The organism is Amycolatopsis sp. NPDC101161 (assembly GCF_044768185.1).
Lineage (GTDB): Bacteria > Actinomycetota > Actinomycetes > Mycobacteriales > Pseudonocardiaceae > Amycolatopsis.
Genome location: NZ_JBIWPI010000005.1, coordinates 963,751 through 984,077 on the forward strand (window position 1 = coordinate 963,751; position 20,327 = coordinate 984,077).

The 20,327-nt window shown below is 72.0% G+C and carries 21 protein-coding genes; 12 read left to right on the plus strand and 9 right to left on the minus strand.

All coding sequences use genetic code 11. The features are described 5' to 3' along the window. Positions 1 to 58 precede the first annotated feature (58 nt). The gene (locus tag ACIRSS_RS38020) at positions 59 to 718 is read right to left on the minus strand and encodes a peptidylprolyl isomerase (protein WP_400903830.1); all 660 of its coding nucleotides are present in this window, start codon (positions 716 to 718) and stop codon (positions 59 to 61) included. Positions 719 to 743: 25 nt separating this feature from the next. After that, positions 744 to 998, minus strand: coding sequence for a DUF2631 domain-containing protein (locus tag ACIRSS_RS38025; RefSeq protein WP_400903832.1), 255 nt, complete (start codon positions 996 to 998; stop codon positions 744 to 746). 224 nt (positions 999 to 1,222) lie between these two features. Here ACIRSS_RS38025 and dxr point away from each other — a divergent pair, with 224 nt between their 5' ends. From dxr to ACIRSS_RS38045, 4 genes are all read left to right on the plus strand, one after another. After that, on the plus strand, positions 1,223 to 2,425 hold the full coding sequence (gene dxr / locus ACIRSS_RS38030) for a 1-deoxy-D-xylulose-5-phosphate reductoisomerase (RefSeq protein ID WP_400903834.1): 1,203 nt from the start codon (positions 1,223 to 1,225) through the stop codon (positions 2,423 to 2,425). A gap of 3 nt (positions 2,426 to 2,428) precedes the next feature. Next, entirely contained in the window at positions 2,429 to 3,643 is a 1,215-nt protein-coding gene (locus ACIRSS_RS38035; RefSeq protein WP_400903835.1) for a M50 family metallopeptidase, read from the plus strand. Between the two features lie 136 nt (positions 3,644 to 3,779). Beyond that, complete coding sequence (gene ispG, locus ACIRSS_RS38040) at positions 3,780 to 4,913, plus strand: flavodoxin-dependent (E)-4-hydroxy-3-methylbut-2-enyl-diphosphate synthase (protein WP_400904047.1); 1,134 nt, start codon at positions 3,780 to 3,782, stop codon at positions 4,911 to 4,913. 19 nt (positions 4,914 to 4,932) lie between these two features. After that, on the plus strand, positions 4,933 to 5,541 hold the full coding sequence (locus ACIRSS_RS38045) for a class I SAM-dependent methyltransferase (protein ID WP_400903837.1): 609 nt from the start codon (positions 4,933 to 4,935) through the stop codon (positions 5,539 to 5,541). Here ACIRSS_RS38045 and ACIRSS_RS38050 read toward each other — a convergent pair. Continuing rightward, positions 5,530 to 5,784, minus strand: a complete 255-nt coding sequence (locus tag ACIRSS_RS38050; protein WP_155545387.1) for a hypothetical protein — start codon at positions 5,782 to 5,784, stop codon at positions 5,530 to 5,532. The two genes, ACIRSS_RS38045 and ACIRSS_RS38050, sit on opposite strands and share 12 nt — an antisense overlap. An 83-nt stretch (positions 5,785 to 5,867) precedes the next feature. Between ACIRSS_RS38050 and ACIRSS_RS38055 the strand changes: the two genes are divergently transcribed. The 5 genes from ACIRSS_RS38055 to map all read left to right on the plus strand — a co-directional run bounded on the left by ACIRSS_RS38055 (position 5,868) and on the right by map (position 11,083). Further along, a complete protein-coding gene (locus tag ACIRSS_RS38055) occupies positions 5,868 to 6,671 on the plus strand; it encodes a helix-turn-helix domain-containing protein (protein WP_400903839.1) in 804 nt (267 codons plus the stop codon). After that, a complete protein-coding gene (locus ACIRSS_RS38060) occupies positions 6,668 to 7,060 on the plus strand; it encodes a VOC family protein (RefSeq protein ID WP_400903841.1) in 393 nt (130 codons plus the stop codon). The genes ACIRSS_RS38055 and ACIRSS_RS38060 overlap by 4 nt, the downstream gene beginning before the upstream one ends. A gap of 429 nt (positions 7,061 to 7,489) precedes the next feature. Then, positions 7,490 to 8,344: a GNAT family N-acetyltransferase gene (locus tag ACIRSS_RS38065; protein ID WP_400903842.1), complete on the plus strand. Its 855-nt coding sequence runs from the start codon at positions 7,490 to 7,492 to the stop codon at positions 8,342 to 8,344. Positions 8,345 to 8,405: 61 nt separating this feature from the next. Next, positions 8,406 to 10,202 (plus strand): penicillin-binding transpeptidase domain-containing protein, encoded by a 1,797-nt coding sequence (locus tag ACIRSS_RS38070; RefSeq protein ID WP_400903844.1) that lies wholly within the window; start codon positions 8,406 to 8,408, stop codon positions 10,200 to 10,202. A 23-nt stretch (positions 10,203 to 10,225) separates the two neighbouring features. Next, the gene (gene map, locus ACIRSS_RS38075; protein ID WP_400903845.1) at positions 10,226 to 11,083 is read left to right on the plus strand and encodes a type I methionyl aminopeptidase; all 858 of its coding nucleotides are present in this window, start codon (positions 10,226 to 10,228) and stop codon (positions 11,081 to 11,083) included. Position 11,084: 1 nt separating this feature from the next. On the opposite strand, the gene ACIRSS_RS38080 is transcribed toward map, so the two are convergent. The 5 genes from ACIRSS_RS38080 to ACIRSS_RS38100 form a co-directional block, all read right to left on the minus strand. Continuing rightward, positions 11,085 to 11,888: an ABC transporter permease gene (locus ACIRSS_RS38080; protein ID WP_400903847.1), complete on the minus strand. Its 804-nt coding sequence runs from the start codon at positions 11,886 to 11,888 to the stop codon at positions 11,085 to 11,087. Next, positions 11,888 to 12,844, minus strand: a complete 957-nt coding sequence (locus tag ACIRSS_RS38085) for an ATP-binding cassette domain-containing protein (protein WP_400903848.1) — start codon at positions 12,842 to 12,844, stop codon at positions 11,888 to 11,890. Before ACIRSS_RS38085 ends, ACIRSS_RS38080 begins: the two co-directional genes overlap by 1 nt. Before the next feature lie 27 nt (positions 12,845 to 12,871). Continuing rightward, positions 12,872 to 13,714: a DUF4097 family beta strand repeat-containing protein gene (locus ACIRSS_RS38090; protein WP_400903850.1), complete on the minus strand. Its 843-nt coding sequence runs from the start codon at positions 13,712 to 13,714 to the stop codon at positions 12,872 to 12,874. A 70-nt stretch (positions 13,715 to 13,784) separates the two neighbouring features. After that, complete coding sequence (locus tag ACIRSS_RS38095) at positions 13,785 to 14,282, minus strand: hypothetical protein (RefSeq protein ID WP_400903852.1); 498 nt, start codon at positions 14,280 to 14,282, stop codon at positions 13,785 to 13,787. Between the two features lie 92 nt (positions 14,283 to 14,374). Next, on the minus strand, positions 14,375 to 15,058 hold the full coding sequence (locus ACIRSS_RS38100; protein ID WP_400904049.1) for a FadR/GntR family transcriptional regulator: 684 nt from the start codon (positions 15,056 to 15,058) through the stop codon (positions 14,375 to 14,377). A 49-nt stretch (positions 15,059 to 15,107) separates the two neighbouring features. On the opposite strand from ACIRSS_RS38100, the gene ACIRSS_RS38105 reads away from it, so the two are divergent. The 3 genes from ACIRSS_RS38105 to ACIRSS_RS38115 all read left to right on the plus strand — a co-directional run bounded on the left by ACIRSS_RS38105 (position 15,108) and on the right by ACIRSS_RS38115 (position 18,889). Then, positions 15,108 to 16,328: a CynX/NimT family MFS transporter gene (locus ACIRSS_RS38105; RefSeq protein WP_400903853.1), complete on the plus strand. Its 1,221-nt coding sequence runs from the start codon at positions 15,108 to 15,110 to the stop codon at positions 16,326 to 16,328. Positions 16,329 to 16,380: 52 nt separating this feature from the next. Beyond that, a complete protein-coding gene (locus ACIRSS_RS38110; RefSeq protein ID WP_400903855.1) occupies positions 16,381 to 17,280 on the plus strand; it encodes an XRE family transcriptional regulator in 900 nt (299 codons plus the stop codon). 79 nt (positions 17,281 to 17,359) lie between these two features. Next, complete coding sequence (locus ACIRSS_RS38115; RefSeq protein WP_400903856.1) at positions 17,360 to 18,889, plus strand: proprotein convertase P-domain-containing protein; 1,530 nt, start codon at positions 17,360 to 17,362, stop codon at positions 18,887 to 18,889. A 6-nt stretch (positions 18,890 to 18,895) separates the two neighbouring features. Here the strand turns inward: ACIRSS_RS38115 and ACIRSS_RS38120 are convergent, their stop codons facing one another. Continuing rightward, positions 18,896 to 20,290, minus strand: coding sequence for a mycothione reductase (locus tag ACIRSS_RS38120; protein ID WP_400903857.1), 1,395 nt, complete (start codon positions 20,288 to 20,290; stop codon positions 18,896 to 18,898). Between the last annotated feature and the right edge of the window lie 37 nt (positions 20,291 to 20,327).

Here is a 20,327-nt window from a genome sequence, read left to right on the forward strand (position 1 = left end):
GAGTTCGGAGTCGCTCGTCCTCGCCTTGACGCGCGTGAGCCGACGTAGTTCGACCGGCCTACCAGCCGACAGAAGCTCGCTGGATCTTCACCGGGTGTGCCGGTGCCCCGTCCAGCGGTCCGTTCGGGTCGGTCGGGATGATCCCGTCCGCCACCATGTGGTCGATCGCCGACATCCCTTGAACCACGGTCCCCAGCACCGAATAGTTCGCCGGGATGTTGGCGAACGAATGCACGATGAAGAACTCCGACCCATTGGTCCCCGGCCCCTGGTTCCCCATGGCGACAGTCCCGCGCGGGTAGGTCTCCGCCCCGGTGACCTCGTCCGGGAACTTGTATCCCGGCCCGCCCTTCTCGACCTCGTAGATGTCCCCGCACTGAAGAACACCGAGCCGAGAAGAGTTCGAAAGCCGCCAGCACTGCGAATGGTCGTAGAACCGCTGCAGGATCAGTGAAACCATGTTGTGCACCGCGCACGGCGCCGCGCCGGCGCGGTTCAGGCGCACCGTCACCGGCCCGTAGTTGAACCGGAACGTCACGTCGACCGTCCCGCGCGTCAACGCGAACGGCAGCGGACGCACCACCGGCCGCGCGGCCGGGTTCGAAGGCGTCGGAGTGAACGAGCACTGGGTGAACACCGGGGCGGCGGATGCCGTAGCCGGCGCCACCAGCAACGCACCCAGAACACCGACGAGAGCCAGACCCCAGCGCAGCTTCATGCCCGGCACGTTAGCCGGAAACGAACTACTTGCGCCAGGCTGTGCGCTGCTTGCGGATGTCCAGCACGAGCAGCAGGATCAGGAACAGCGAGAGGCCGACGAGCCAGACGTTCTCGGTGTTGTTCTCGTGGTTGCCCTTGATCATCACCAGCAGGATGACCGCGCTGACCCAGCCGGCGATCCGGGTGGCCTTCGGGAACGAACCGTGCCAGCCCCAGGCCGCGGACGGCTCGTCGCGGGGGTCGACCTCGGGCCGCTTCTCGACCGCCTTGCCTGCCACGATGAACTCCTCAAGACCCGTGAACCTCGTACGCGCCGATGATCCCACACCTCCGGGTGCGCCGCGGAGACGCCCCGCGTGGCGCCGGCCACTCCCGCGAGCTCCGAAACACCGCTCCCGGGCCGCGCTGCGAACCCCGCTCGCGTGACGAGCCCCGGACCGGCCCACCGCCCACCGAACCTCCGGGTGCGCCGCGGAGACGCCCCGCGCGACAATGACCCGCGATGACTACCTCGCGAAGCGTTCTCGTGCTCGGCTCCACCGGGTCCATCGGCGTGCAGGCCCTGGACGTCGCGGCCCGCAACCCGCACCTCTTCCGGGTGGCCGGCATCGCGGCGGGCGGTGCCGATCCGGCCGCGCTCGCCGCGCAAGCGCTCGCCCACGGGGTCGAAGCCGTCGCCGTGACCAAGGCCACCGCCGCCGAAGATGTGCAGCTCGCGCTGTACGCCGAGGCCCAGAAGCGCGGTTACTCCCAGGGTGACTTCAAGCTCCCCCGCCTCTTCGCCGGCTCCGACGCCGTCACCGAGCTGATCGACGCCGTCAAAGTCGACACCGTCCTCAACGCCCTGCCCGGCTCCCGCGGCCTCGAGCCCACGCTCAAGGCGCTCGCCACCGGCGCCACCCTCGCGCTCGCGAACAAGGAGTCCCTCATCGCCGGCGGGCCGCTCGTGCTCGCCGCCGCGAAGCCCGGGCAGCTCGTGCCCGTCGACTCCGAGCACTCCGCGATCGCGCAGGCGCTGCGGGCCGGCCGCCAGAACGAAGTCGCCCGGCTCGTCCTCACCGCTTCCGGCGGCCCGTTCCGCGGCCGCAAGCGCGCCGAACTCGCGGACGTCACCGTCGAGCAGGCGATGGCGCACCCGACCTGGTCCATGGGCCCGCTGATCACGATCAACTCCTCCACCCTGGTCAACAAGGGCCTGGAGCTGATCGAGGCGGCGCTGCTGTTCGACATCGAGCCCGAGCGGATCGACGTCACCGTGCACCCGCAGTCGATCGTGCACTCGATGGTGACCTTCACCGACGGCTCGACGATCGCCCAGGCCAGCCCGCCCGACATGCGGCTGCCGATCGCGCTCGCGCTGCACTGGCCTGACCGCGTCCCCGACGCCGCCCCCGCCTGCACCTGGGACAAGGCCGCGACCTGGACCTTCGAGCCGCTGGACGACGACGCCTTCCCGGCCGTCGAGCTGGCCCGCCACTGCGGCACGGTGGGCGGCTGCCTGCCCGCCGTGTACAACGCCGCGAACGAGGAGCTCGTCGCGGCGTTCCTGGCGCAGAACACCGGCTTCACGTCGATAGTGGACACTGTTTCCGAGGTGGTGGGAGCCGCCGACGAGTGGCGTCGCGAACCGCGCGACGTCGAGGACGTTCTCGCCGCCGAGCGCTGGGCTCGCGCGCGGGCCGGTTCGATCATCGAGGGGAAGTAGCGGGTGCTCGCCTACATCATCGGTGTGGTGCTCTTCGCGCTGGGGATCTGCGTCTCCGTCGCACTGCACGAGGCCGGCCACATGGTCACGGCCAAGGCCTTCGGCATGAAGGTCCGCCGGTACTTCGTGGGCTTCGGGCCCACAGTGTTCTCCTGGCGCCGCGGGGAGACCGAATACGGCCTCAAGTGGATCCCCCTCGGCGGGTTCTGCGACATCGCCGGCATGACCGCGCTCGACGAGGTGACGCCGGACGAGGCGCCGCGCGCGATGTGGCGGTTCAAGACCTGGAAGCGCACGGTCGTGATGTCCGCCGGGTCGGTCACGCACTTCATCCTCGGCTTCGTCGTGCTCTACCTGATGGCCGTGACGATGGGCCTGCCGAACCTGGCCCCCGCCGACACCACGCCGGTGCTGTCGGCGACGTCCTGCGCGCGGTCGGCGACGACCGAGGAGCAGGCCAAGGACACCAGCTGCCCGCCGGGGGCCGTGCGGCCCGCCGAAGCGGCCGGGCTGCGGGCCGGCGACAAGGTCCTCGCGGTCGGCGGCAAGCCGGTCGCGAGCTGGACCGAAATGCTCGCGGCCGTGCAGGCCACCAAGGGGCGCACCGAGTTCGACGTCCAGCGCGGTGACCAGCGGCTCGCGCTCATCGTCGACGTGCCCCAGGTGCAGCGCTGGACCAGCGCCGGCGTCAAGGAGGTCGGCATGATCGGCGCCTCCCCGCAGCAGCCCGCCGTGACCACCCAGTACGGCCCGGTCGCCGCGGTCGGCGCCACCTTCAGCTTCACCGGCACGATGTTCGCCGAGACGGCCCAGCGGCTCGTCGAGTTCCCCCAGCGCATCCCGGCCGTCGTCACCGCGATCTTCGGCGGCGAGCGCGACCCGAACACCCCGGTCAGCGTCGTCGGCGCGAGCCGGATCGGCGGCGAGGCCGTCGAGCGGGGCATCTGGGTGCTGTTCTTCTTCCTGCTGGCCAGCCTGAACTTCTTCATCGGCGTGTTCAACCTGCTGCCGCTGCTGCCCCTGGACGGCGGCCACATCGCGGTGGTCTGGTACGAGCGCGTCCGCGACTGGATCCGCGCCCGGCGGGGCAAGGTGGCCGGCGGGCCCGTCGACTACACCAGGCTGTCCGGGATCACGATGGTGCTGGTGCTCATCGGCGGCGCGGTCACGCTACTCACGGTGACCGCGGACATCGTCAACCCGATCCGCCTGCAGTAGCGACCGGTCACGGAGGGGTTCCGGCCCCTCCGTGGTGTGGCACACAGGCCGTAACGCTGCTCACCGTGACGGTTGACTTGGTGAAGGTGGCCCGGTCGGGGTAGGTACGCTGGAGGCCGTGACCGTCGCACTCGGTATGCCAGCCCTGCCCCCGCCCGTCCTCTCCGAGCGCCGCAAGACCCGCCAGCTCCACGTGGGCCCGGTCGGCGTCGGCAGCGACTTCCCGATCTCCGTCCAGTCGATGACGACGACGCTCACCTCCGACGTCAACGCGACCCTGCAGCAGATCGCCGAGCTGACCGCCGCGGGCTGCGACATCGTCCGCGTGGCCTGCCCGTCGGCCGACGACGCCGAGGCGCTGCCCGCGATCGCGCGCAAGTCGCAGATCCCCGTGATCGCCGACATCCACTTCCAGCCGAAGTACGTCTTCGCCGCGATCGAGGCCGGCTGCGCCGCGGTGCGCGTGAACCCGGGCAACATCCGGAAGTTCGACGACCAGGTCAAGGAGATCGCGCAGGCCGCGAAGGACCACGGCACGCCGATCCGGATCGGCGTCAACGCCGGTTCGCTGGACAAGCGGATCATGGACAAGTACGGCAAGGCGACGCCGGAGGCGCTCGCGGAGTCGGCGCTGTGGGAGGCGTCGCTGTTCGCCGAACACGACTTCCACGACATCAAGATCTCGGTGAAGCACAACGACCCGGTGGTCATGGTGCGCGCGTACGAACTGCTCGCCGAGCAGTGCGACTACCCGCTGCACCTCGGCGTCACCGAGGCGGGCCCGGCGTTCCAGGGCACGATCAAGTCGGCCGTCGCGTTCGGCGCGCTGCTGCGCCAGGGCATCGGCGACACGATCCGCGTCTCGCTGTCCGCGCCGCCGGTCGAAGAGGTCAAGGTCGGCATCCAGATCCTGCAGTCGCTGAACCTCAAGCAGCGCAAGCTGGAGATCGTGTCCTGCCCTTCGTGCGGACGCGCGCAGGTGGACGTCTACACGCTGGCCGAGCAGGTCACGGCCGGGCTCGAGGGCATGGAGATCCCGCTGCGCGTGGCCGTCATGGGCTGCGTCGTCAACGGCCCGGGCGAGGCCCGCGAGGCCGACCTCGGCGTGGCGTCGGGCAACGGCAAGGGCCAGATCTTCGTCAAGGGCGAGGTCATCAAGACCGTGCCCGAGCACGCGATCGTCGAGACGCTCATCGAAGAGGCCATGCGCATCGCCGAAGAAGCGGGCGAGACCCTCGGCGAGGGCGCCCCGGTCGTCACCGCTGGCTGAGTTACTGACGGACGACGCTTTGGAGGCGTCGTCCGTGGTGGCCAACGTCGCGATGAACCGCGAGCGGCGGCTGGCCGGTCGTGACGGCTACTCGCGGGTGCTCGGGTTCGACATCCTGGGCCTGCCGCCGGGCGCGCGCTGGCTGGACCTGTGCTGCGGCAGCGGGCGCGCGCTGCTCGACGCCGCGACGGCCCGGCCGGACCTCGACATCACCGGCGTCGACCTGGTCGGCTACTTCGCGGCGGCCGGGCCCGTGCGGTTCGAAACGGCGTCGATCACGACGTGGACGCCCTCGGGCCGGTTCGACCTCGTTACCTGCGTCCACGGGCTGCACTACGTCGGCGACAAGCTGGGCGCGCTGCTGCGGGCGGCGTCCTGGCTGGGCGACGGCGGCGTGTTCGTGGCGAACTTCGACGTCGCGGGAATCGAGGCGCCCGGCGGGGCTCGCCGGGTCCTGCGTTCGTTGCGCGAAGCGGGTTTCACGTACGACTCGCGAGCGCACCGGATCCGGCGGGACAGCCCCTTCAACGGCTCGCTGCCCTTCCGCTACCTCGGTGCGGACGACCGGGCCGGCCCCAACTACACGGGCCAGCCGGCGGTCCACTCCTACTACGAGTCAGCCCTGTAGGTGGTGCTGGGCGGCGTCGCGGATCTGCAGGCGGACGTTCTCCAGCGCGGCGGCGACCTCGTCGATCTGCTGCGACGCCAGCTGGATCGAGCCCTGGATGGCGGTCGCCGTCGAGGTCTCCCCGAGTAGGCCGAGCACCTGGGCCTGCAGGTCTTCGAGGTCGCTCTTGGTGGCGAGCGCGATGCCGGTGGGCACCTGGTCGGCGAGCAGCTCCAGCTGCTGCGCCTGTTCCTGGATCGTCATCGGGTGGTTCCTTCCGCGGTGGGGACGCACTCTCCGTGTTAGCAGACCGGGAACTGTCGGTGGTGACGTTTACGCTGGCATTCGTGAGCGTGACCTGGGCCATTCACCAGCCGCACCCGGTGGTGCGGCCCCTGGTCACGCGCTATGTCGGGTACGCGCAGAGCGAGGTGACGCTGCCGGTCCACCGCGGGCTGCCGTCCCGGCACGTGACGCTCGTCATCAGCCTCGCCGGGCCGGTGCGGATGGCCGGGCACGCCCTGCAGGCGCTGGTCGGCGGCCTGCACACGAGCGCGGTGCTGATCCGGCAGGACCGCGTGCAGGAAGGGCTGCAGCTGGAGCTGGACCCGCTGGGCGTCCGGACGCTGTTCGGCGTCACGGCGGCGGAGCTGAGCGGGGAAGTGGTGGACCTGGCCGAGTTCGGCCTGGGGACGCTGCCGGACCGGTTGCGCGACCTGAGCTGGGACGAACGGTTCCGATTGCTCGACGACGTGCTGGCCGCGCGGGCCGTCGAACCGGTGGCGCCGCCGCCCGAGCTGGGGGAGGCGTGGCGCCGGATGCGGGGCGCGGACGGGCGGGTGCGCGTCGCGGACCTGGCGGGCGAGGTCGGCTGGAGCCGCCGGCACCTGGGGGAGCGGTTCCGCGCGGAGCTGGGGCTGGCCCCGAAGCAGGTGGCGCGGGTCCTGCGGTTCGAGCGGGCCGGCCGGCTGCTGCGGCGCGGGCGCACGGACCTGGCCGGGCTGGCCGTCGAGTGCGGCTACTACGACCAGGCGCACCTGACCAACGAGTGGCGCGCGCTGGCCGGGTGCACACCGGGGACGTGGATCGCCGAGGAGCTCCCGTTCCTCCAAGACGAGGAGGTCGCAGCGGGGCAAGACTCCCGGGCATGACTCCTGAACCGAACGTGTGGCCCGCCCTCCGCTACGACGACGCCCCGGCCGCGGTCCGTTTCCTGGTCGACGTCCTGGGCTTCACCGAGACGCTGGTGGTGCCCGAAGGTGACTTGATCGCGCACGCCGAGCTGCGCTGGCCCGAGGGCGGCGCGGTGATGCTGGGCAGCGTCCGCGGCCCGGACGGCGTGCACGACGCGATGAACCCCGGCACCGGCGCGGTGTACGTGGTGTCGGACAAGGTGGACGAGATCCACGAGCGCGTGAAGGCCGCGGGCGCGGAGGTGACGGCAGAGCTGACGGACACCGAGTACGGCTCGCACACGTTCAGCCTCCGCGACCCGGAGGGCAACGCCTGGACGATCGGCACCTACCGCGGCGCCCCCTGACCACGGCGGCCGCGGGGGGGGGGCTTCCGGCGGGCGGCGCAGGCGTGGCTCGCCGCTGCGCGGGGCGATCTCCGGCGAGTGCGAGCGGGGCCGCGGCTCGCTGTGGCGTGGGGGCGGCTTCCGGCGGGCGGCGCGGGCGTGGCTCGCCGCTGGGCAGGGCGGCCTCCGGCGAGCGCGAACGGGACGTGGCTCGCTGCTGCGTGGGGGCGGCTTCCGGCGAGCGGCAGGGGCGCGGCTCGCCGCTGCTCGGGGCAGTCTCCGGCGAGCGCGACCCGGGCACGGCTCACCGCTGAGCGTGAGCCTGACCGCAGCGCGCCGGCCTCCTCCGCTGCGCCGATTCTGCCCCCGGAGCCCGACCCGAGCTGTTCATCTCACCGTGTCGACGGCCTCGCGTTCCGTTTACCGGCCGAATCTGGCACCCTGGAGCCCGTGTTGCGGCTTGCAGGTGCACGGCTGCTCGATGATCGGGACTATCCGGCGGTCCGTGCCGCGCTCGCCGCCGACCCGGTGGGCAGTTGCATGGTCAGCGCCCGGGTCGAGGCCGCGGGCCTCGACCCGTGGCGGCTCGGTGGCGAGCTCTGGGCCGCCGACAGCCGGCCGGTTCGCGCCGGGCGGCTCCAAGGGTTGTGCTTTTCCGGGCCCAACCTGATCCCGCTGCGGGGCAACGCGCCCGCGTTGCGCTCCTTCGCCGACCGCGCCCTCCGCCGTCAGCGCACCTGCTCCTCGCTCGTCGGCCCGGCCGAGCAGGTCCTCGGCCTGTGGGACGAGCTCGAAGGCGAGTGGGGCCCGGCCCGCGAGGTCCGCGACGACCAGCCGCTGCTGGCGCTGGACACCCAGCCGCTGGTCAAGGCCGACCCGCAGGTCCGCGCGGTCCGGCCGGACGAGCTCGAACGCTACCTGCCCGCGGCCGTCGCCATGTTCATCGAGGAGGTCGGCGTCGACCCGCGCAGCGGTGACGGCGGCGCCAGCTACCGCGCCCGCGTCACCGAGCTCATCGGCGCCGGGCGCGCCTTCGCCCGCTTCGAAAACGGCGAAGTCGTCTTCAAGGCCGAGATCGGCGCCATGTCGGCGACCGTCGGCCAGATCCAGGGCGTCTGGGTGCACCCCGACCGCCGCGGTGACGGCCTCGGCACCGCCGGCACGGCCGCCGTCGTCAACCGGCTCGTCCGCGGCCTGGGCCGCACCGCCAGCCTGTACGTCAACGCCTTCAACACCCCGGCCCTCGCCGCCTACCGCAAGATCGGCTTCAAGCAGGTCGGCCAGTACGCCACGGTGCTCTTCTAGCCACTCTTCCGTGGCGGCGTTTCAGGGCCGCGACACCGCGCTGACCAGGCATCATCCCGCCATGAGTGCACGTCGACGCCGTGGTGCGCTCGCGGTGCTGCTGCTCGCCGCCGCGACCACGGCCGGGTGCTCGGGCGACAGTCCCGAAGACGCCCTGTCCGCCTTCCTCGACGCCGTGGCGGCCGGCGACGTCGCCACCGCGGCCGCGAACACCGACTCGCCCGACGCCGCCACGACCGTGCTGAACCAGGTCCGCGGCGTGCTCGAACCCGAGTCCCTCGACGTCGACGACGAAGAGGTCAAGGAGCCGGCGAGCGGCGACACCGTCACGGCGAGCTACCAGCTCACCTGGCACCTCGCCCAGGGCCGCACCTGGACCTACCGCGCCGACGCCCTGCTGCGCGCGGCCGAGAACGGCTGGCAGGTGCACTGGCAGCCGACGGTCGTGCACCCGCAGCTGGCCGTCGGCCAGACCCTCGGCCTGCTGCCGCAGCTGCCCGAAACCGCGCCGGTCCTCGACCGCGACGGCGTGCCGCTGATGCGCCCGCAGACCGTCATCGGCGTGGTCGTCGACCCGCAGAAGGCCGGCGACGCGAGCGCCGTCGCGGGCTCGCTCGCGAGGGCGCTGCACCGGTACGAGCCGTCGGTCACCGGACGCTCGGTGCTGGACGGCATGAGCAAGACCAAACCCGGCGACGCCTACTCGGTGATCACCCTGCGGGCCGGGGACTACCAGCGCGTCAAGCCGGTGATCTACGACCTGCCCGGCGTCCGGTTCGCCAGCCAGGAACGGCTGCTGCCGGTCACGCGCGGCTCCGGGCAGCAGGTCCTCCCCGGCATCCGCACGCTGGTCGAGCAGCAGCTGGCCGGGGCGGCGGGCTGGCGGATCGTCACCCGGGACGTCACCGGCGGCGAGGTGTCCGAGCTGCGGGCCGAGCCGCCGCGCCCGTCGCCCGCGGTCACCAGCACGCTCAGCACCAAGATCCAGGTCGCCGCCGAGAAGGCCCTCGACACCGAGCAGTACCCGGCCGCGCTGGTGGCGATCCAGCCCTCGACCGGCGACATCCTCGCCGTCGCGCAGAACGACGCCGCGAACGAGGAAGGCTCGCTGGCGCTGGCCGGCCGCTTCCCACCCGGGTCGACGTTCAAGATCGTCACGGCGGCGGCCGCGCTGGCGGCGGGTGACGTCGAGTCCGGCAGCCCGGTCGACTGCCCCGGCACGACGACGATCGAGAACCGCGTCATCCCGAACGAAGGCCGGTTCGACCTCGGGCGCGTCCCGCTGAAGACGGCGTTCGCGCGCTCGTGCAACACGACCTTCGCCCGGCTCGCCGCCGGGTTGCCGTCTTCGGCGCTCACCGACGCCGCCCGCTCGTTCGGCATCGGCGCGGACTTCGTGGTGCCCGGCCTGACCACGGTCACCGGCGCCGTCCCGGCCAGCGACTCGGCCGTCCAGCGCGCGGAGAACGGCTTCGGCCAGGGCACGGTCGTGACCAGCCCGTTCGGCCTGGCGATGGCCGCGGCCACCGTCCAGGCCGGGAAGGTGCCGACGCCGTCGATCATCCGGGGCATGCCCGCGACCACGAAGAACGTCGGCGACGCGCCGTCGCAGGACGTCCTCGACGCGCTGCGCGGGATGATGCGCGAGGTCGTCACCAGCGGCACCGCGACCGGGCTGCGGGACATCCCGGACGTCGCGGGCAAGACCGGCACCGCCCAGTTCGGCGACGGCTCCCGCTCGCACGGCTGGTTCGTCGGCTACCGCGGCGACCTGGCGTTCGCCGTGCTGCTCACCGAAGCCGGGTCGTCGAAACCGGCGGTGCAGGCCGCGCACCGGTTCCTGGCGGGGATCGGCTGAGCGGACCGTCGTAAAGTGGGGGCATGTCCGTTCGTGCCCCGCTGGTTCCCGGCGTCCAGACGCCCCGCCGTGAAGTCCCGACCTCCATCGCCCGTCCCGAGTACGTGGACAAGCCGGCGCCGAAGCGGGACACCGGCAGCGGCGTGCGCACGCCCGAGGTGATCGAGGCGATGCGGGTCGCGAGCCGGATCGCGGCGCAGGCGCTGGAAGAGGGCGGCAAGGCCGTCAAGCCCGGTGCCACCACGGACGACATCGACAAGGTGGTGCACGAGTTCCTGCTCGACCACCACGCCTACCCCTCGACGCTGGGCTACCGCCGGTTCCCGAAGTCGTGCTGCACGTCGCTCAACGAGGTGATCTGCCACGGCATCCCGGACTCGACGGTGATCGAGGACGGCGACATCTGCAACATCGACGTCACCGCCTACATCGGCGGCGTCCACGGCGACACGAACGCGACGTTCCTGGCCGGCGACGTCTCGGAGGAGGCCCGCCTGCTGGTGGAGCGCACCCGCGAGGCGACGATGCGGGCGATCAAGGCGGTCCGGCCGGGCCGGCAGCTCAACGTGATCGGCCGGGTCATCGAGTCCTACGCGAAGCGCTTCGGCTACGGCGTGGTCCGCGACTTCACCGGCCACGGCGTCGGCCCGGCGTTCCACACGCCCCCGACGGTCCTGCACTACGAAGAGCCCTCCGTCGACACGATCATCGAGGAGGGCATGACCTTCACGATCGAGCCGATGATCACCCTGGGCACCATCGACTACGACATCTGGTCCGACGACTGGACCGTCACCACGAAGGACAAGAAGTGGACGGCCCAGTTCGAGCACACCCTCGTGGTGACGGCCGACGGCAGCGAGATCCTCACGCTGCCCTGAGTCAGTGGCTGGTGGCCTTCTTGTAGCAGCGCACCGAAAGCGGCACGAAGACCACCAGCAGCACTGCGATCCACAGCACCGACGCCAGGAGCGCGTGCTGCATCGGCCAGACGTCGCGCGGCGGGAGGGCCGCGCTCGTGTTGCCGAACAGCTCCCGCGCCGCCTGGGTGACCGCCGAGACCGGGTTCCAGTCCGCGATCGCCCGCAGCGGGCCGGGCAGCCGGCCGCTGTCGACGAACGTGTTGGCCAGGAACGTCAGCGGGAAGACGACCACCATCGACACGTTGTTGAACACCTCGGGCTTGCGCACGGCCAGGCCGAGCGCGCCCATCACCCACGACAGCGCGTAGGAGAACGCCAGCAGCAGGACGATCCCGCCCAGGGCCTCGAGCACGCTCGTGTGGATGCGCCAGCCGACCAGCAGGCCGACCAGGCCCATGATGAGCAGGCTCGCCGTGCTGAGGATGAGGTCGGCGGTGGTCCGCCCGATCAGCACCGCGGCCGGGGACATCGGCAGCGAGCGGAACCGGTCGATGATGCCCTTCTGCAGGTCGTCGGTCAGCCCGTAGCCGGTGACGATGCCGCCCATCGCCACCGCGAGGGTGAAGATCCCCGGCAGCATGAACTCGCGGTAGGACAGGCCGGGGATGTCGATCACGCTGCCGAACACGTACCCGAAGAGCAGCACGAACATCACCGGCGTGAACACGAGTGACCCGAGCAGGTCCAGCGACCGGAAGATCTTGATCGAGTTGCGCTTGGCGACCGTCACGCCGTCGGTCACGGCCATCTGCACCGCGTTCATCACACGGCCTCCTTCGCGGTTTCGGCCACCTCGTGACCGGTGAGAGACAGGAAAACGTCGTCGAGGGTGGGGCGGCGGACGCCGACATCGCGGACGTCGACGCCGTCGACGGCCAGCAGCGCCAGCGCCTCGGTAAGCGCTTTCGCGCCGTGGGACACGGGCACGGTGAGCCGGAAGCCTTCGGCCTGCGGCTCGCCGCTGGCCAGCCGGGCCAGCGCCCGCTGCGCGACGACGACGTCGTCGTGCGTGCCGACGGTCAGCTCGATCCGCTCGCCGCCGACGAGGTCCTTCAGCTCGTCGGCGGTGCCGCGGGCGATCACGCGCCCGTGGTCGACGACGGCGATGCTGTCGGCCAGCCGGTCGGCCTCTTCCAGGTACTGGGTGGTGAGCAGCAGCGTGGTCCCGTTCGCGACCAGCTCGGTGATGACGTCCCACAGCTCGGTGCGGGCCCGCGGGTCGAGCCCGGTGGTGGGCTCGTCGAGGAACAGCACCGGCGGGTTCGCGACCAGCGCGCCGGCCAGGTCGAGCCGGCGCCGCATGCCGCCGGAGTAGCCCTTGACCGGGCGGTCGGCGGCGTCGGCGAGGCTGAACCGCGCCAGCAGCTCCCGGCCGCGCGCCTTCGCCCGCTTGGTGCCGAGGTGGTACAGCCGGCCGACCATTTCGAGGTTCTCGGCCCCGGTCAGCTCCGGGTCGACGGCGGCGTACTGCCCCGACGCGCCGATGTGCGAACGCAGCTCGGGCGCGTCCTTGACGACGTCGAACCCGGCGACCGTCGCCCGGCCCGCGTCCGGCTTCTGCAGCGTCGTGAGGATCTGGACGGTGGTGGTCTTCCCGGCGCCGTTCGGCCCGAGCACGCCGAGCACGGTGCCTTCGGGCACCGAGAGCGTCATGCCGTCGAGCGCGGCGACCTTCCCGTACTTCTTGACCAGTCCCTCGGCCACGATGGCGTCTGGCATGGATCTTCCCCTTTGTCTCGTGAGTCTTCAGGCGCGGCGGACGACGATGTCGCCGGTGTAGGTGTGGGCCTTGACCTCGACGGTCTCGGTGCTGCCCCCGGGCCCGTCGGCGGCGCTGAGCGTGTTGCGCACCGAGCCGGTCAGGGAGTTGAGCTCGAGCCACGCCGCACTGCCTTCGCGGATGCCGACCTCGATCTCGCCCACGGCGGTCTCCAGCACGACCCGGTCGCGGATGACCTCGCCGATCCGGATGTCGCCCGACGCGGTCTTGGCGTGCACGCCGGCGTGGGCGAGGTCGACGAGGATGTCGCCGTTGGCGACGTTCACCCGCAGGTCGCCGGTCACTTCGCCGACGCGGGTCTCGCCGTTGGAGTTCTTCAGCACGGCGGTGCCGTCGATCTCGCGGATCCGCAGCTCGCCGGAGCCGGTGCCGATCTCGGCGTGCCCGGTGGCGCGGTCGACGCTGACGTCGCCGGTCGCGGTGCTCGCCTCGAGCCGGGCAGCCTCGTCGAGGTGGATGTCGCCGACGGACGTCTTGAAGCGGCTGTCGCCGACGCGGCCGCCGACCCGGAAGTCGCCCATCGCGGCGGTGCCGGTGATCCGCGACCCGGCCGGCAGCTCGACGGTGACGTGCAGCGCACCGCCCTTGCCCCACAGCTTGGTGACGTACTTCGGGCCCTTGACCAGCAGTTCACCGCCGGCGAACTCGACGCGGGTCTTCGCGACGGCCTTGACGTCCTCGCTGTCGCCCGGGTCCGCCGGGGTGACCTCGACGGTCGTCTCCGCGCGGTCCCCGGCGACGATCCGGACGTCCGCGACGCTGACGTCGATCGTGGCCGTGATCGGCTCGGGGGTGGGGAAAACAGGCATGGCTGCGCCCTCCTGGGGTGCTCGTGGGGCGTCTCCGCAGGTCGGAGACGTGTGGGAAAAGCGAAGGGGGTTACTGAACCCAGCCGGTGTACTTCTCGCCGAACACCGACCGGCGCTGGGTCGGGCGGCCGCGGTCGGGGCCGAGCGCGGCGGTCGCGGCCCGGACGAGCCAGGCGTTGGTGGAGAGCCGGTCCCGGCTCGCCGCCTCCTCGACCCGCTGCTTCAGCTGCTCGGGCAGCCGCAGGTTGATCCGGGAGACGGCGCCGTCGTCGGCTTCCGGTGGCAGGGCGACGGGCTCCGGAGCCGCCGGCTCGGCGGCGGGTGACGGCGGGAGCGTGACGGCGAACTCGGCGTCCCGGCGGCGAAGGCGGACTTCGACGGAGCCGGGCGCGAGGTCGCGGGTGATCTCGTCGGCCGCGGCCGAGAGGGTGTCGAGCAGGGTCAGCCGGATGGCGGCCTCCAGCGGGGAGGCCAGCCGTTCGGCCAAGGCGACAGCTTCCTCGCCGGCCGCCTCGGCGGCTACCGCGAACTCGCGGCGGAGGCTGTCCACGAGTGGTGTCAGGTCCATGGCACAACTATGGCGCCACGATGGCACCACGACAACCCTGAATTGGCACCCTTAAGGGTCAGAAGTGGTGCCAAACAGGGAGAACGCGCTGGTCAGGCGCGTTCGACGCGCTCCAGCAGCTCGTCCAGGAACCCGCAGGCCTCGGCCGCGGCGCGGTCGGGATCGCGCTCGGCGATGGCGTCGGCGAGGCCTTCATGGCCGATTTCGGGCACGTGGTCCACGCCCGGCGTGATGCTCGACGTCGCCGCGACGCTCGCCGTGATGACCTCGGTCAGCCCGCGGTAGAGCTCGGTGAGCAGGCCGTTGTGCCCCGCGCGCACGACCGCCATGTGGAACTCGGCGTCCGTGTGCGCGAAGTCCTCCCAGCGCCGTTCGCGCAGCTCGGTCTCGCGGCGGGCCAGCAGCGACCACAGGTCCGCGACCTCCTCCTCGGTGCGCGACAACGCGGCGAGCCGGGCACCTTCGGCTTCGAGGGTGCGCCGGACCTGCAGGACCTCGCGCAGCTCGTCGCCGCAAAGCCGGCGGATCGCCCCGGACACCTCGCTGGTCGCGCGCACGTACGTGCCGTCGCCCTGGCGCACTTCGAGCAAGCCGGTGTGCGCGAGCGCGCGCACGGCTTCGCGGACGGTGTTGCGTCCGACGCCGAGCTGTTCGCCCAGCTCGACCTCGGTCGGGATGCGCGTGCCGAGGGGCCAGTCGCCCTGCGCGACCGCGGTCCGCAGCTGCTCGATGACCTGGTCGACCAGGCCGGTGCGCCGGGTGGTGGCCAGAGGCACAGGAGTCATCCCTTCATCCAATCATCCTACGTATGCGATAGTAGCGGTCATGCGCGTCGAAAACCGTGAACTCGAACTGGACGGCGCCGTGGAGGTCCGGACGCCGGGCGTGGTCGCCGCCGGCGCGCTGCTCGCGGTCGCGGTGGTGCTCACCGCGCTCAACCTGCGCCCGGCCATCACCGGCGTCGGGCCCATGCTCGCCGAAATGCGCGCGGACCTGGGGACGTCCGGGGTCTGGGCGGGCGTGCTCACGACGTTGCCGACGCTCTGCTTCGCCGGTGCCGGGCTGGCCGCGCCGCTGCTCGCTCGCCGGGCGGGCATCGGCGCCGCCATCGCGATCGCGCTGGGCGCGCTCGCGGCCGGGCTGGTGCTGCGCGTGGTCGACGGCCCGGCCGTCGTGCTCGGCGGGACGCTCGTCGCGACCGCCGGGATCGCCCTGATCAACGTGCTCATCCCGGTCGTCATCAAGGACTCCTTCCCGGCCCGCATCGGCGTCATGACCGGCGTCTACACGGCGGCCCTGCAGGGCGGCGGCGCCCTCGGGTCGGCGGTGACCCCGCAGCTCGGCGACGCGTTCGGCGGCTGGCGCCCGGCGCTCGGGAGCTGGGCGGTGGTGGCCGTCGTGGCGCTGCTGGCGTGGATTCTCGCAGCCCGCGGCACCGGCCGGGTGCCGCGGCCCGCCGCCGGCGCCGCCGGTGGCCGCTCGCTGCTGCGCAACCGGCTCGCCTGGATCGTCACGGTGTTCTTCGGCCTGCAGGCCTTCTACGCCTACGCGGCGATGGGCTGGTTCCCGCAGGTGCTGATGGACGCGGGCGTGTCCCGCGACCAGGCCGGCCTGCTGTTCGGCCTGGTCTCGCTGATCGCCGTGCCGATCAGCCTCTTCATCGCGCCGATGGCGGCCCGCGCCCGCGGTGGCCAGGGTCCGTGGATCGTGGGCCTCGGCGTGTTCGGCTTCGCCGGGACGACCGGGCTGATGCTCGCGCCGTCGTGGTCGCCGCTGCTGTGGAGCATCCTGGTCGGGCTCGGCATGAGCGTGTTCTCGCTGGCCCTGACCGTGATCGCGCTGCGCGCGCGGACCGGCGCCGACACCGCGCGGCTGTCCGGCATGGCGCAGGGCTTCGGCTACCTGTTCGCCGCGCTGGGGCCGTTCCTCTTCGGCCTGCTGCACGACCTCGCGCACGGCTGGACCGTGCCGCTGGCGATGCTGCTCGGCCTGCTGGTCGTCCAGGTGGTGTTCGGCGCGCTCGCCGGGCGCCGCCGGTTCGTCTGATTCTCAACTGTTAACGCGGTTCGCCCGGGTCCGCGCGGCTTAAGATCATCCGGTGGCCGTGCCGTCGCCGGACCTCGGGACGTTGCTGCGCGAGGGCCCGTTCGACGCCGCCCTGCGCGCGGCCATCCGCGCCCGCGGGCTGAGCCTGGACCGGCTGCGCGAGCACCTGCGGCTCCGCGGGGTCACGGTCACGACGGCGACGCTGAGCTACTGGCAGTCCGGCCGCAGCCGTCCGGAACGGCGGGATTCGGTGCGCGGGCTGCGTCAGCTCGAAGCCGTCCTCGAGGTGCCGGCCGGCTCGCTCGTCGCGTTGCTCGGGCCGCCGCGGGTGCGCCGGGCCGCGCCCGCGGAGATCGGCCGGTTCTGGCCGGACGGCCGGCGCATCGACGCCGCGGTGTCCGATGTGGACACCCGGTGGGACGAGCGGCTGACCCGGCTGAGCCAGCACGACGTCGTCCTCGTCGGCCCGGGCCGGGAAGAGCTGGAGATCCGGTCGCGGCAGGTGCTGCGGGCCGAGGCCGACGGCCCGGACCGGTGGGTGGTGATCCTGCACCTGGACGAGCACGACCGGCCGCTGCCGGAGTTGAACTCGCTGCGCGGCTGTCACGCGGGCCGCAGCGTCCACCGGCCGGAAGACGGCCTCCTCGTCGTCGAGCTGCTCTTCGGCCGGCCGCTGCTGCGCGGCGAAACGGTGCTCACCGAACACACGCTCGTGAATCGCGCGCCGCACCCGGTCGCGACGAACTACGAACGCAAGTTCCGGTTGCCGGTCCGCGAATACGTGCTCGAAATCCGGTTCTCGCCGGAGGCGGTTCCGGCGGTGTGCCGCCGGTTCGCCGAGCCCGGCGAACCCGCCGACGTCGTGCCGGAATCCGGTGCGGTGCACGGGGTTGCGCTGAACTTCGGTCCCGGCCGGTACGGCTTCGAATGGGACTGGCCAGTTAACTGTTAAAGACTTGCGGATCTTCAAAACCGCCTTTCCGGCGGCTTACCGTCTGCGCACTCCACTCGCCGATCCGAGGAGAAAACCGATGCGCAGATTCGTTTCCGTCGCCGGCGTGGCCGCGTTGGCCGCCCTGGGACTGGGTGTCGCGCCCGCCGAAGCGGCGCCGGACCACCCCGACGCCGAGGTGGCGGGCGTCGCCGCGGCGTTCGGGCTGTCCACCGACCAGGCCCGGGCGCAGCTCGCCGCGCAGGACCGGGCGCACCGGCTGGCCGCGTCGCTGCCCGAAGCGGTCCGCGCGCACGCCGCCGGGCAGTGGTTCGACGCGGCCACCGGCCGGCTGACCGTCGCCGTCACGACGGCCGAAGCCGCTGGTCAGGCGCGTGCGGTGGGCGCCGCGGCGCAGGTGATCGGGCGGAGTAAGGCCGACCTGGACCGCACTGACGCGGCCGTCCGGGCGCTGGTGGGTGCGGGTGTCCCTGGCGTCTACGGCTGGGGTGTCGACGTCCGCGGCAACGACGTCGGCGTCGACGTCGACCGGACGAAGAAGACCGCGGCGACCGAGAGTTTCCTTTCGCGCGTGCGGGATCTGGGGGTCCGGATCACCGAGACGGCGACGTCGCCGCGGCAGCAGTCGGGCACGATCCAGACCGGCAACCCGTGGTGGCCCGGCAGCGAGAGCAACTGCTCGGTCGGCTTCCCCGTGACGGATGCCAGTGGTGCCAAGCACTTCCTCACCGCGGGCCACTGCACGAACGACCGCGACCAAGCCGCGTACGGCGCTTCGGGGCAGCAGAACCGGATCGGGACGTCGAACGTCGGCGGCACCCACAGCGTCAACGCCCGCGAAGGCGACATGGGCGTCGTCGCGGTGACGGAGCCTGGCTGGACCCTGTCGGCTTCGGTGAACACCTGGGGCCAGCCGGCGGTCACGCTGACCGGCGCGGCCGAGGCGATGGTCGGCGACCGCGTCTGCCACTCCGGCAACACCTCGCACTGGCAGTGCGGCGAGGTGAAGTACACGCACAAGTCCGTCGACTACGGCGGCGGCCTGGTCATCGACGACCTGACCTGGACGACGGCGTGCTCCCTCGGCGGTGACTCGAGCGGCGGCTGGCTGCTGGGGGACAAGGCGACCGGCCTGCACGACGGCGGCCCGTCGCAGTGCGTGGACAACCCGTCCGACGGGGACATGTCCCTGTTCCAGCCGGTCATCGAGGCGCTGAGCAAGTGGCAGCTCACCCTGGTCACCGGCAGCGGCCCGGCGCCGGGCGGCCGGACGCTGACCAACGACACGGACTACGCGATCCGCGACTACCAGCAGGTGTTCAGCCCGATCACCTCGACGCTCACCGGCAGCGCGGCCGCCACGATCGGCGTCTCGCTGACCATCCGGCACACGTGCGCCGAAGACCTCGGCATCACGCTGCTGGACCCGAAGGGCAAGGCGTACGCGCTCAAGTACAGCGGCGGCAGCACGTGCACACCGTGGAGCGGCGCGCGCACCTTCAGCGTCCCGGCGACGGCGACCCCGGCGGCCGGCACGTGGCAGCTGCGCGTCACCGACTACGGGCCCGGCGACACCGGCACCCTCGACACCTGGTCCGTCACCCTCTGATCCGGGTCAGTCCAGGGGCAGGTTGAGCAGCGCGTTCTCGACCAGCTCGGGCATCGCCGGGTGGATCCAGTACTGGCCGCGGGCCATCGACCGCGCGTCCAGGCCGAAGCTCATCGCCTGGATCAGCGGCTGGATCACCGACGACGCCTGCGGCCCGATGATGTGCGCGCCCAGCAGCCGGCCGGTCGCGGGGTCGGCCAGGAGCTTCGCGAAGCCCGTCGTGTCCTCCATCGCCCAGCCGTACGCGATCCCGGCGTAGTCCTGCTTCGAGGTCACGTAGGAGACGCCCTTCTCGCGCGCCTTCTGCTCGGTCAGCCCGACCGACGCGATCTGCGGGTGGGTGAACACCGCGTGCGGCACGAACCGGTGGTCGGCGGTGATCCGGTCGTCCGGGTGCGCCAGGTTGTGCTGCACCACGCGGGCTTCGTGGTTCGCGACGTGCTTCAGCTCGTGCGGTGAGGACAGGTCGCCGAGGGCGTAGATGCCTTCGACCACGGTCTCCTGGTAGTCGTCCACGACGACGTGCCCACTGTCCATTGTGGTCACTCCGGTGGCCGCGACGTCGAGGAGGTCGGAGTTCGGGCGGCGGCCGGTGGCGATCAGCAGCAGCTCGGCCTCGACGGTCTCGGCGCCCTGCGGGCCTTCGAGGTCGAGCGCGACGCCGTTGCCGGTCTTGCGCGCCCGGACGGTCTTGCGGTCCAGGCGGACGTCGAAGCGTTGCGAAGCCAGCTCGGTGAAGCGCGCGCTGACCTCTTCGTCCTCCGAACGCAGCAGGCGCCCGGACCGGTTGACCAGCGTGACGTGCACGCCGAACGACGCGAAGACGTGCGCGAACTCGGCCGCGATGTACCCGCCGCCGAGGATGACGATCCGCTCGGGCAGCTCGTCGAGCCGCATCACCGTGTCGGACGTGTAGTACTCGACGTCGTCGAGGCCCGGGATGTCCGGGATCACCGGGCGCCCGCCCGCGGCGAGCACGAACTCGTCGGCGGTCAGCACCTCGTCCGGACGGCCGTCGGCGAAGCTGACGCGCAGCTCCTTGTGCCCGGTGAAGCGGCCGGTGCCCTCGTAGACGTCGACGTTCGCGTTGTCCTCGTGGCTGCGGCGGTACTCCGCGCCGCCGGCGGCGATCGGGTCGATCCGGCCGAAGATCCGGTCGCGGATGTCGCGCCAGCGGACGCCCTTCAGCTCTTCGTCGACGCCGTACTTCGCGCTGTGCGAAGGCGTGTACGCGACATCGGCGGCGTACACGAACATCTTCGTCGGGATGCAGCCGACGTTCAGGCAGGTGCCACCGAAGGTGCCCTTCTCCACGATCGCCGTCTTCTTGCCGGCGAAGTCGGGGCCGAGGATGGAGTTCCCCGATCCCGTCCCGACGATCACCAGGTCGTAGTGGGGCACTGCATCCTCCGCGGGGCTCGGTCCGGTCGGTTCACCC

Coding starts and splice junctions, on each gene's coding strand:
- ACIRSS_RS38080 (WP_400903847.1), bottom strand. CDS start 11,888: ATGAACGCGGTGCAGATGGCCGTGACCGACGGCGTGACGGTCGCCAAG.
- dxr (WP_400903834.1), top strand. CDS start 1,223: ATGACTACCTCGCGAAGCGTTCTCGTGCTCGGCTCCACCGGGTCCATC.
- ACIRSS_RS38085 (WP_400903848.1), bottom strand. CDS start 12,844: ATGCCAGACGCCATCGTGGCCGAGGGACTGGTCAAGAAGTACGGGAAG.
- map (WP_400903845.1), top strand. CDS start 10,226: ATGTCCGTTCGTGCCCCGCTGGTTCCCGGCGTCCAGACGCCCCGCCGT.
- ACIRSS_RS38050 (WP_155545387.1), bottom strand. CDS start 5,784: ATGACGATCCAGGAACAGGCGCAGCAGCTGGAGCTGCTCGCCGACCAG.
- ACIRSS_RS38115 (WP_400903856.1), top strand. CDS start 17,360: ATGCGCAGATTCGTTTCCGTCGCCGGCGTGGCCGCGTTGGCCGCCCTG.
- ACIRSS_RS38070 (WP_400903844.1), top strand. CDS start 8,406: ATGAGTGCACGTCGACGCCGTGGTGCGCTCGCGGTGCTGCTGCTCGCC.
- ACIRSS_RS38020 (WP_400903830.1), bottom strand. CDS start 718: ATGAAGCTGCGCTGGGGTCTGGCTCTCGTCGGTGTTCTGGGTGCGTTG.
- ACIRSS_RS38090 (WP_400903850.1), bottom strand. CDS start 13,714: ATGCCTGTTTTCCCCACCCCCGAGCCGATCACGGCCACGATCGACGTC.
- ACIRSS_RS38060 (WP_400903841.1), top strand. CDS start 6,668: ATGACTCCTGAACCGAACGTGTGGCCCGCCCTCCGCTACGACGACGCC.
- ispG (WP_400904047.1), top strand. CDS start 3,780: ATGCCAGCCCTGCCCCCGCCCGTCCTCTCCGAGCGCCGCAAGACCCGC.
- ACIRSS_RS38095 (WP_400903852.1), bottom strand. CDS start 14,282: ATGGACCTGACACCACTCGTGGACAGCCTCCGCCGCGAGTTCGCGGTA.
- ACIRSS_RS38105 (WP_400903853.1), top strand. CDS start 15,108: ATGCGCGTCGAAAACCGTGAACTCGAACTGGACGGCGCCGTGGAGGTC.